We start from the raw sequence: 10,066 nt of genomic DNA, 5'->3' as shown, positions 1-10,066 counted from the left end.
AACCGTTTGCTTTCTGCTAATTGCTCAGCCAACTCATCGATTTCTTTGTTTTATTCCAGCCCCAGTACGGGTGTTCTCATTCAGTTGAGGATCAATGCCAGCATAATTTTCAATTATCCAAGCATTTAAAACGGATACTTATTTATTCAAAGCTTTGCCAGCATCGAATCCATTTCACGGATATTAATATTCATGCGTTTAGATATTTTTTTACGGTAGGTCGCAGCGGTTTTGTAATGAATACCCATCCGCCGGGCTGTTTCTATCAGCCCCATTTTTTCCGTCTGGATAACTAACCACTCCAGCTCTCGCTGTGTGAGTCTGATTCCTCTGATCTTTTCGATTTTGTCTAATATCAGAGGGCTAAGAATGGTGAGATTCTTCTTGTTTTTAGTTAGAGATATCAGGCGGATTAGCACATCCAACGATTCATCGCGATGCACGATGACATGGGGTTCACGCTCAATTACAGCGGATAATAAAAAAGGATCAGACAATGCCGTACAGACCACCACTTTATAATGGCCTGCCTGTACACCCTCTTTAATGTTGTCCAGAAATTGCAAGCCTTCATACAGAGGTTCGCTGCCGCTCACCAGTTCAGTAATGACCAGAACCTGTTCTCCCGCAGCAACACTCACCTTAAGCTGTGTTTTTAATGCAGAAAACGTGGATACTCTAAAACTCACTGCCTGGCCGGAATAGTTATCAACAAGTGCGCAAATTCCTACAGCACTTAAATAAACACTGTCCATAACTAACACACGATTAAAAGGAAAAAACAAAGATTGCATATTTCCTCGGATCCACTGGTTCTAAATTAAAAAATAAAAAGCTCAAGATGATATAATTTCTTGATGGATAGTTTGGGATTTATCAATATTTAATTAAAATTAATCTTTGCTTTCCGTAACAAATGTGTCGAAAGTGATGAATAGGGTTTTCAGTTGTTGGCTTAAATTAATAGCATATTCAGTAGGTTCAAGATTTCGCCCCTCCCGAATGAATAAGGGTTCATTAAAGTAATGCCTGACTCGCTTCAGATGGATACTCACTGACGATGGAGAGCAGCCCAGAATCAATGATGCACTGTATAAGCTTCCTGTTTCAACAAATGCAATAAAAACAATTATCGATCGAAAATCGACCTCCAAAAGACGACGATATTTAAAACTACAATCCATTGAACTCATATTTACCAGCCATCCAATTTTGCTTTTTTAGCTACCAATAGCACTTAAAGTATAGATATTTAATTCACTATTCAATACGCACACCCAAACCATGAATTAACACAAAAAATCAGCAAATAACACAAAATTGGTATTAATAATCACCATAATCAAATCAAGCAGCATAAAAAACCACTCAAACAAATGATAACTAGTTTTTTATATTAGCTGCCAAACCCAAACCAAATGTTAACAACCTTTCAAATATTGAATTTAATGTCATCATTTGAAAAATTTTAATTAAAAATAAATATCGCCGTTCATAAAACCTCTCTATCATGACGTTCTTATTTTTTTCAACCCAATGCAACACCTGGCATCAATGTCATTCCTCAAACACTAGCGCAACACCTCCAGCAATATCTTTTAAAACAGAGCATTGCAGATGAAATTAATTTACCACTGTGCTGATCGCCGAAAATGATAATATTGCAAAATGCATTAAACGTTCGTCCGCTTAAAACCTGTCTGACGCGTGCAATCGCAGCCAGTCTTTTATTTCTCACTTTTGGGATTGGTATTACGCTTTGGATCACGTTTAAAAACGTCACCCAGGATTCTAAAAAAGAGGTTCAAAATGCTCAACAATCCATTGATCGCTCCTTCGACACCACACGCCAGATAGCCTCAACAGCCACTGATAGTCTGGGGAAGCCGTGCAGGAATGTCATAAAGAAACTCAGAATGCTGATCGAAACTTCATCAGAAATAAGCAGTATTGAACTTGCTCATGGAAATCGTATTTATTGCTCCACGCTTCTTATTCCAGGTAAAGAGCACATTGATTTTGATAGCAAATCAAAAAATCAGTTTTATCTGATTAAAGACGATGCTTCGCAGCAGGAACAACCTCACATTGTTTACCAGGAAGTTTTCGGTAACGATGTCATTGAGATAAAACTCTCTGGTCATCATTTGGTTGCAGAACTTGACGAGTTGGGTATCAATTCACCTTTAAATGTCGTTATTGGTACAAACAACTGGCAGTATAAATCTGCCTCGGTTGATGAAAGCCGGTTTTTTGACATATCCAAAAACATAGAACAGGCATCAACCAAACACCCCTTTCGGGTTATTACTAGCATGTCTTTAACTGATTATGCGGAAAATATCAGGCGTTATTCATTACCGAATGTCATTACATGGGCTTTTTTTAGTCTGGTTCTTGGTTGCTGGGTATTTAAGAAAACAAAGCAAGCCACACTTCCCCGGCAAAAATTACTGCGCGCGCTCGCAGAGCGGCAGTTCATCCCGTTTATACAACCTGTCGTAGATGCACAAGATGAACGCTGGACTGGATGTGAAATCCTTATGCGCTGGCAGCATCCACGTCATGGCATCATTTCTCCGGATATATTTATACCGATAGCAGAAAAGTGCGACCTTCTTGTACCTATGACGCGAGCGCTGATGATGCAAATTCGCGAACAATTTGTACCACTGAAGCATCTACTGCCTAAGGATTTCCATTTTGCTTTTAATATCAGTGCCAGACATTGCAGTGATTTCACTTTGGTGGATGATTGTCGGGATTTTATTGGCGCTTTCGACGGCTATCCTATTACGCTGATACTGGAACTGACTGAGCAAGAGTTACTGGTTGCTGACGACGTTGCCCGTAAACTGTTCGCAGAACTTCATAACCTGGGAGTGATCATTGCGATTGATGATTTCGGTACGGGCAATTCGAACTTAAGATACCTGCAGAAATTGAAAATCGACTTTCTTAAGATCGACAAGAGTTTCGTAAGTATGATTGAAACCGACCCTCCTTCACGCCATATCGTTGATAACATCATCGATCTTGCTGCGCGCCTGAACCTCTCGTTGGTGGCTGAAGGTGTGGAAGATAAATTTCAGGCCTCATATCTGCAAAGTTGTGGCGTTGATTACCTGCAAGGCTACTTATACAGTAAACCCATATCTGTAAATGATTTTATTGCAACACTGTTGCGGAAAATTGAACAATATAATATTAAACAATAGTTAATTCACCGAAAACAACAAATGCAAATTCAAATACCCTTAAGTATTCATCAATAACGTTGTATTCACGGTAGTCCCATAACATCGTCATAACTCACCGTGTCGCTTCTATCCCCACCAATATTATGGTACTACTAAGGACGTGATTGTGTGATAGCCTACATGCACTATTGATGATTACACTATTATTTATTTTTATCCGCCCCTCATTTGTAATAATCAATTACTTTAAACATTTGGCGTTCATCTGATGTTCCGGCGTTTTATTGTTATGAAGGACCAAGACACTATGCCACTCTCGATCACATTATTCGCTGCTGGCAGTTTACGACTGGCCTTTACCCCATTGATAAACCAGTTCACGCGTCTTAGCGGAATAAATGTTTCCGTTGAATACGGCCCGGCCGGATTATTACGCGAACGAATAGAAGCAGGTGAACCTTGCGCATTATTTGCCTCGGCCAATCGGGCGCACCCGCAGCAGTTGCTGGCAAGTGGTCAGGCGATGTCCGCGCAGACCTTTTGCTGGAATCAACTCAGCCTCGCCACCCACAAAACCGGTGAATGGCTGGAATTATTACGCGATCCAACCCTGCGTATTGGGACCTCAACCCCCGGCTGCGACCCTTCAGGGGATTATACCTGGGCATTTTTCGACAACCTGGATGTACTCGAGCCCGGCCTTGGAGAACGCCTGCGCGAACGCGCCATTCCGCTGGTCGGCGGCCGCGACACGCTCAGCATACCAAAAGGTGAACTGGCAAGCGCATGGATTATTCGCCAGGGGTTGGCGGATCTGTTTATTGGCTACGCACACTATGCAAAAATGCTTGCCGGGCAGCCCGGTATTCGCTGCGTTACGATTCCGACAGAATATAACGTTCACTGTGAATATCAGTTGGCGGTGCTCGATGCGTCTAAAAACGTCATGGCGCTTGTTGATTTTATTCTCGGGCGCGACGGACAAGAATTTTTAACCGCAGCCGGTTTCGAACCGATTAACGGCGGATCGTAAACAACGGCGCGATGAACGGCGTGCGGTGGGATTCCACGCTGAATTTTCGCAGCGGTAAACCATACGCCTGGAACAAATTATCTTCTGTCAGAATATCCTGCGTTGGCCCCGCCAGCCATCTCCCCTGCGGCAAGAGCAACAGCGTATGACTGGCTATCTGTAACGCATGTAGAGGATCGTGAGTCGAAAAAAGGATGCTGCATCCCTGATGAGATGCCAGATCGCTAATAAGCTGCAGCACTACCTGCTGATTGGCTAAATCCAGCGCGGAACAGGGCTCATCAAGCAGCAGCGTCTGGCAATCCGTAACCAGCGCCCGGGCGATCATCACCAACTGTTGCTGCCCACCGGAAAGCGAACTAAAGGTACAGGACGCAAGATGCGCAATGTTGAGCTGCTCCAGCGCCTGCGACGCCCGCGTTTTATCCTGCTGGCCGGGTTGAGCAAACAACTTCACATGCTGCGCGCGCCCCATCAGCACGACGTCGCTTACGGTATAGGGAAACGGTAGGTGCGTATACTGCGCCACAATACCGATTCCACCGTCACTGCGTATACTCCCGCCAAGCGACGGTAGCGTACCGGTCAACGTGTCCAGAAGCGTGCTCTTCCCCAAACCGTTACGCCCGAGCACAGCCCAGATATCGCCTTTCTCACAACGCAACGTGAGCGGTGCGAACAACGGCCTTTGGTAGCCATACTCCAGTTGATTTACGTTAAGTGCTGCACCTGTCATCATTTCCCCCGGCGGCTGGATTGGATAAGCAAAAAGGCAAACAGTGGCGCACCGAGCAATGCGGTGATGATCCCTAACGGAATTTCGGCATGCAGCAGCGTACGGGCAATATCATCAACCGCAATCATAAAGCCACCGCCCAGCCAGAAGGCACAGGGCAGCAAACGGCGGTGATCAACGCCCACCAACAGACGCGCCAGATGCGGGATCACCAGACCAACCCAGGCGATACTGCCGCTGACAGAGACCTGCGCCGCAACAAGAAATGCGCAGCACACCAACACACTGCGCCGCAGAGGAACGACCGCGACCCCGAGCGCTTTGGCATCTTTATCGTTGAGCGATAACAGGTTGATTCGCCAGCGCAACCGGTACAACACCGTGGCCGCAATGCCAACCGGAACCGCCAGCAGCCACACTTTATGCCAGTTGGCGGTCGCAAAACTGCCCAGCAACCAGAACACAATGTTAGGCAACGTCTCTTCGGTATCGGCCTGGTATTGAATCAGACTCACCAGCGCGGCAAAAAAACCGCTCAAAATAATACCCGAGAGAATCAGTACAAGCGTGTTCTCCAGCCCCTGCAACGCGGCAATGGTGTACACCAAAATTAATGCCGCCAGACCAAAGAAGAACGTGGACCCCATCATCAGGAAAGGATCCAGCCCAAGCAAAATCGCCAGCGTGCCGCCAAATGCTGAACCGGAGGTCACCCCGATAATGTGCGGATCCACCAACGGGTTATGAAAGACCCCTTGTAGTGTAGCCCCGCATAATCCCAGCGCGCCGCCCGCCAGCAACGCTATCAGAATACGCGGGAGTCTGACGGTCCAGACAATCTGGTGCGCCATACTCTGCGTATCTGCATAATGGCTCAACTGATAAAACACATCGCGCAGCGACAGCGGATATTGCCCAACACACAGCGATCCAACGCCCATCAGTAGTACCAAAGCAATGAGCATCGATTGCAGGGGGAAAGCGCGATCACTTACCGGCATCAGACTGCCAATTTACGCGATAAAAACGCGAGTAGTAATCCTGTGCCTGAGCATCAACATCGACATTTTCATAGGCATTCGGATAGAGTTTTTTCGCCATCCAGAGTTCACCAATCGCCAGCGCTTCAGGCATCGGATATCCCCAAGCTTTGGCGTATTCCGGCATCAGCCAGACGCGATGATTTTTCACCGCGTCAATACCCTGCCAGTTGGGATCGTTTAGGATCTCCGTCACTACCTGTGGGTAGCGATCCTGGACAAAAATAACCTGCGGATCCCACGCTAATACCTGTTCCAGCGAAACCTGTCGTGCACCTTTAACGCTTGCCGCCGCCACGTTTAACCCGCCGGCATGCTGCATCATCAGTCCCGTATACTTCCCGGAGCCATAGGTCATGAGATCGGGATTCGCCATATAGATACGGACTTTTTGCGCCTGTGGGATCGCGGCCACCGGCGCATTGAATTTTTCCCGCGCCGTAAACACATAGTTGATTAGCGTTTCAGCCTGCGGTTTGCGTCCGACTACATCGGCAATCAGGCGAATCCCCTGCTTTAACCCGTCGTTATAGGCCTGCTCTTCATCAACCATGGTCGGGTTCATTTTGTTCTGCTGCCCGGCGACATCCTGGCGCAATGAGATAGCCACCACCGGGATACCCGCATTCTGAATCTGTTGGAGCATTTCGGCGGGCGCATAGTTGGCAACAAACACCACCTGCGGGTGAATCGCCAGCAGGCTTTCGATGTTCACGCTGGTCAGATCGCCCGGTGTCGGCAATGCGACAATCGTCGGCATAAAGCGGGCGAACTCAGGCCCGAGCTGTTTTTTCCAGCTCGACATCACACCGACAATATCCTGCGCAGCGTCCAGTTGAACCAGAATATTCAGCGTCTGGTGTTGCAGCACCACCACCTTGTCGACGTGGTCTGGAATCGTAACCTGTCGACCAAGCTGATCGGTTACCGTGCGATCTGCCTGCGCTGAAAACGCGAAGAACATGCTGGCGCATACCAGCATAAAAGAACGAAGAGTTAACATAGATACCATCTGGAAAGGAGGAAAAACGATATGCATTTAATTATATAACGATGTAGCTGGCAACGCATTTCCAATAAATCCGATCAATCTACCGGGGAAGATCAATTTACGCTGAAAAACAGGCGGGAAAAGAAAAGCCGACGATGCGAGTGACCGTCGGCCCGAATTGATGTTATGCGCTCACTCTCACGATTTCGTGACAGATTTAATAATATCCAGCGCTTTTACAAACTGATCTTGCGGAATAGTTAGCGGGTACAGGAAACGGATCACGTTGCCGTACTGGCCGCAGGTTAACAGCAGCAGCCCCTGCTCAAGGGCTTTCTTCTGCACGCGTTGCGCCATAGCTGCAGAAGGCTCACCCGTGGTGGCATCGCAAAACTCAGCGGCAATCATCGACCCCAATCCACGCACTTCGGCCAGTTCAGGACACCACGCACGAGCATCGGTCAACGCGGCGCGCAGTTGTTCACCCAGTGCCGCGGCCCGCTGGCACAGTTGTTCATCATGAATAATATCGAGTACCGCATGGGCAGCCGCCACGGCTAACGGGTTCCCGGCGTAGGTACCGCCCAATCCTCCCGGCGCAGGGGCATCCATTATTTCGGCCTTACCGACCACGCCGGACAGCGGCATGCCGCCTGCCAGGCTTTTCGCCATGGTCATCAGATCCGCTTTGTGGGCGTAATGGTCCATGGCAAACAGTTCACCGGTGCGGGCAAAACCGCTCTGGACTTCATCAGCAATCATCACAATACCGTGCTCATCGCAGATACGGCGAATGGCGGCGACGAACTCAGGCGGAGCCACAACAAAGCCCCCTTCTCCCTGGACGGGTTCAAAGATAATCGCGGCGACCTGGCCCGGATCGATATCGGCTTTAAACAGGCGCTCGATAGCTTTTACCGAATCTGCAGTGGTTATGCCCTGCAACGCAGAAGGATACGGCGCATGGTAAACGGAGCCCGGGAACGGCCCGAATCCCTTTTTATACGGTGCGACCTTACCGGTCAGCGCCATCGTCATGTATGTACGACCATGGAAACCGCCGCCAAAAGCAATCACGCCAGGACGACCGGTGTGAGCGCGGGCAATTTTCACCGCGTTTTCTACGGCTTCTGCGCCGGTCGTGAAGAACGTGGTTTTACGCAAACCGTCAATCGGCGCGGCCGCATTGATTTTCTCAGCCAGCGAGACATAACTTTCGTACGGGACAATCTGATACGCCGTGTGGGTGAAGGCCTGAAGTTGCGCTTCAACTGCCTGCACCATACGAGGGTGACGGTGTCCGGTATTCAGTACAGCAATCCCGGCAGCAAAATCAATATACTGATTGCCTTCGATATCGGTAATGGTGCTGTTTTCTGCCGACTGGGCGAAAAAGTCACACATTACGCCTACGCCACGCGGGGTAGCATCCAGACGACGTTGTTGCAGGTTTTTATTGTTCATTCTCTACACCTTGTCCATAAACACATTCAGGGTTGAATTACCCTTTAAATTTAGACGCCATCTGGTACTTTAATCGAGAGCCAAATCGTTTTATTTTAAGGATCCAAATGCGTTCACTTGCCGGAGATGTGATCAAGCATGCATTTAGCCAGCAAGCCGACGAGAAACTGCACCGGCGTTTGTATGCCGCCATCTGCAGCTGCATTCTTGAAGGCAACCTGAAACCCGCCACCCGCATGCCGCCTTCGCGCGATCTGGCGGGCGAACTGGGGTTATCGCGCAATACCGTTTTGCGTGTGTATGAGCAACTTCAGGCTGAAGGGTATATTTCTGCACGCACCAGCAGCGGCACATTTGTCACCGACAGCGTGCTGGACAATCTCGAGCTGCGGCCCGACATACAAGCCACGCCCCCTGCACAGGAAGACCGCACCAGCCTGTCTGCCCGGAGCCTTGAGTTGCTCGGTAACGCCAGCGCCAGCCCGCGCCAATGGGGCGCGTTTATTCCAGGCGTTCCTGATGTGCAACATTTCCCCCACCGCACGCTTAAAAAAATTCAGGATCGACTGGCACGACGACTGCGCCCCGAATTTCTCACCTATGATGCGGCGGGTGGCGACGGTGAACTGAAAGAAGCACTGGCGGATTATCTACGTACCGCGCGCGGCGTCAGGTGCTCTCCTGACCAGATACTGATCACCGAAGGCATCCACCAGGCGCTGGATTTAGTGACGCGCACTCTGTGTAACCCTGGCGATAACGCCTGGATTGAAGAGCCGGGCTACTGGGGAATCAAAAATATTCTGCGCATCAACGCGGTTAACTTCTCGGCCATTGCGGTTGATGAACAAGGCATAGTACCTCCGGTAGCATCTGAGACCGCCCCGAAGTTGATTTTTGTGACACCGTCACATCAGTACCCGCTTGGGTCGGTGATGAGCCTGAATCGTCGACGGCAGTTGCTGTTTCGGGCACGTGAAACGCACAGTTGGATAGTAGAAGATGACTACGACAGCGAGTTTCGCTTTTCAGGTCAACCCATTCCTTCACTGCAAGGACTGGAAGAAGAGAGTCCGGTTATCTACATCGGTACATTCAGTAAAACGCTCTATCCCGCCCTCCGACTCGGGTATGTCGTACTGCCTAAACCACTCGCCGCACCGCTGAAAAAAGTCCATAACGACCTCTATCGCGGCGGACACCTTCTGATTCAGGCCGCGCTGGCGGAGTTTATCCGCGAGGGCTACTACGCCGCGCACATCCGTAAAATGCGCCAGCTGTACAGCCGCCGTCGCCAAACGCTGGTGGAACTGATCGCGACGCAACTCGGAGAGTCGTATCTGGGACCGTTCAACAGCAACGCCGGGCTGCATCTGATTTTACAGCTTCCAGCCCATGTCGACGACAGCACGATTGCGCAGCTGGCGAATACGGAAGGGTTATTGGTACGACCACTTTCACGTTACTACGTTAATGAAGAGAAACGCAGCGGCCTGTTGCTGGGCTTTGCCAGCATTGAAGAACATGAGATGGCCGCCGCATTTTCCCGGCTGGCAGACATTATCCACGCAAACGGCGGGTAAGCATTGCCGGATGCGGTGC

The 10,066-nt window shown here is 49.3% G+C and carries 9 protein-coding genes; 3 read left to right on the top strand and 6 right to left on the bottom strand.

Going from position 1 to position 10,066, the window contains the following annotated elements:
* Nucleotides 1–146: 146 nt before the first annotated feature.
* Both E4Z61_RS04260 and E4Z61_RS24325 read right to left on the bottom strand, forming a co-directional pair.
* Nucleotides 147–794, bottom strand: a complete 648-nt coding sequence (locus E4Z61_RS04260; RefSeq protein WP_135321679.1) for a response regulator transcription factor — start codon at nt 792–794, stop codon at nt 147–149.
* A 99-nt stretch (nt 795–893) separates the two neighbouring features.
* Nucleotides 894–1,184: a helix-turn-helix domain-containing protein gene (locus E4Z61_RS24325; protein ID WP_420808706.1), complete on the bottom strand. Its 291-nt coding sequence runs from the start codon at nt 1,182–1,184 to the stop codon at nt 894–896.
* Between the two features lie 468 nt (nt 1,185–1,652).
* Between E4Z61_RS24325 and E4Z61_RS04250 the strand changes: the two genes are divergently transcribed.
* Both E4Z61_RS04250 and E4Z61_RS04245 read left to right on the top strand, forming a co-directional pair.
* Nucleotides 1,653–3,218, top strand: coding sequence for an EAL domain-containing protein (locus tag E4Z61_RS04250; protein WP_135321677.1), 1,566 nt, complete (start codon nt 1,653–1,655; stop codon nt 3,216–3,218).
* A 289-nt stretch (nt 3,219–3,507) separates the two neighbouring features.
* Nucleotides 3,508–4,233, top strand: coding sequence for a substrate-binding domain-containing protein (locus E4Z61_RS04245; protein ID WP_135321676.1), 726 nt, complete (start codon nt 3,508–3,510; stop codon nt 4,231–4,233).
* On the opposite strand, the gene E4Z61_RS04240 is transcribed toward E4Z61_RS04245, so the two are convergent.
* The 4 genes from E4Z61_RS04240 to puuE all read right to left on the bottom strand — a co-directional run bounded on the left by E4Z61_RS04240 (nt 4,217) and on the right by puuE (nt 8,464).
* Nucleotides 4,217–4,969: an ABC transporter ATP-binding protein gene (locus tag E4Z61_RS04240; RefSeq protein WP_135324873.1), complete on the bottom strand. Its 753-nt coding sequence runs from the start codon at nt 4,967–4,969 to the stop codon at nt 4,217–4,219. The two genes, E4Z61_RS04245 and E4Z61_RS04240, sit on opposite strands and share 17 nt — an antisense overlap.
* Nucleotides 4,969–5,934 (bottom strand): FecCD family ABC transporter permease, encoded by a 966-nt coding sequence (locus E4Z61_RS04235; protein ID WP_420808705.1) that lies wholly within the window; start codon nt 5,932–5,934, stop codon nt 4,969–4,971. The genes E4Z61_RS04240 and E4Z61_RS04235 overlap by 1 nt, the downstream gene beginning before the upstream one ends.
* Before the next feature lie 22 nt (nt 5,935–5,956).
* Nucleotides 5,957–7,012 carry an ABC transporter substrate-binding protein gene (locus E4Z61_RS04230; protein WP_135321674.1) on the bottom strand — a complete coding sequence of 352 codons (1,056 nt, stop codon included), beginning with the start codon at nt 7,010–7,012 and terminating at the stop codon, nt 5,957–5,959.
* A 186-nt stretch (nt 7,013–7,198) separates the two neighbouring features.
* Nucleotides 7,199–8,464: a 4-aminobutyrate transaminase gene (gene puuE / locus E4Z61_RS04225; protein ID WP_135321673.1), complete on the bottom strand. Its 1,266-nt coding sequence runs from the start codon at nt 8,462–8,464 to the stop codon at nt 7,199–7,201.
* A gap of 107 nt (nt 8,465–8,571) precedes the next feature.
* On the opposite strand from puuE, the gene pdxR reads away from it, so the two are divergent.
* Nucleotides 8,572–10,047: a MocR-like pyridoxine biosynthesis transcription factor PdxR gene (gene pdxR / locus E4Z61_RS04220; RefSeq protein ID WP_135321672.1), complete on the top strand. Its 1,476-nt coding sequence runs from the start codon at nt 8,572–8,574 to the stop codon at nt 10,045–10,047.
* Nucleotides 10,048–10,066: the final 19 nt, after the last annotated feature.

This window comes from Citrobacter tructae (assembly GCF_004684345.1).
In the GTDB taxonomy this organism is placed as follows: Bacteria; Pseudomonadota; Gammaproteobacteria; order Enterobacterales; family Enterobacteriaceae; genus Citrobacter; species Citrobacter tructae.
Note: the sequence above shows the minus strand (reverse complement) of the source record. Positions and strands in the feature narration are given on the sequence as shown.

Excerpts from the sequence above, each read along its gene's own strand:
- E4Z61_RS04260 (WP_135321679.1), bottom strand. The coding sequence starts at position 794 with ATGCAATCTTTGTTTTTTCCTTTTAATCGTGTGTTAGTTATGGACAGT.
- E4Z61_RS24325 (WP_420808706.1), bottom strand. The coding sequence starts at position 1,184 with ATGGATTGTAGTTTTAAATATCGTCGTCTTTTGGAGGTCGATTTTCGA.
- E4Z61_RS04250 (WP_135321677.1), top strand. The coding sequence starts at position 1,653 with ATGATAATATTGCAAAATGCATTAAACGTTCGTCCGCTTAAAACCTGT.
- E4Z61_RS04245 (WP_135321676.1), top strand. The coding sequence starts at position 3,508 with ATGCCACTCTCGATCACATTATTCGCTGCTGGCAGTTTACGACTGGCC.
- E4Z61_RS04240 (WP_135324873.1), bottom strand. The coding sequence starts at position 4,969 with ATGACAGGTGCAGCACTTAACGTAAATCAACTGGAGTATGGCTACCAA.
- E4Z61_RS04235 (WP_420808705.1), bottom strand. The coding sequence starts at position 5,934 with ATGCTCATTGCTTTGGTACTACTGATGGGCGTTGGATCGCTGTGTGTT.
- E4Z61_RS04230 (WP_135321674.1), bottom strand. The coding sequence starts at position 7,012 with ATGTTAACTCTTCGTTCTTTTATGCTGGTATGCGCCAGCATGTTCTTC.
- puuE (WP_135321673.1), bottom strand. The coding sequence starts at position 8,464 with ATGAACAATAAAAACCTGCAACAACGTCGTCTGGATGCTACCCCGCGT.
- pdxR (WP_135321672.1), top strand. The coding sequence starts at position 8,572 with ATGCGTTCACTTGCCGGAGATGTGATCAAGCATGCATTTAGCCAGCAA.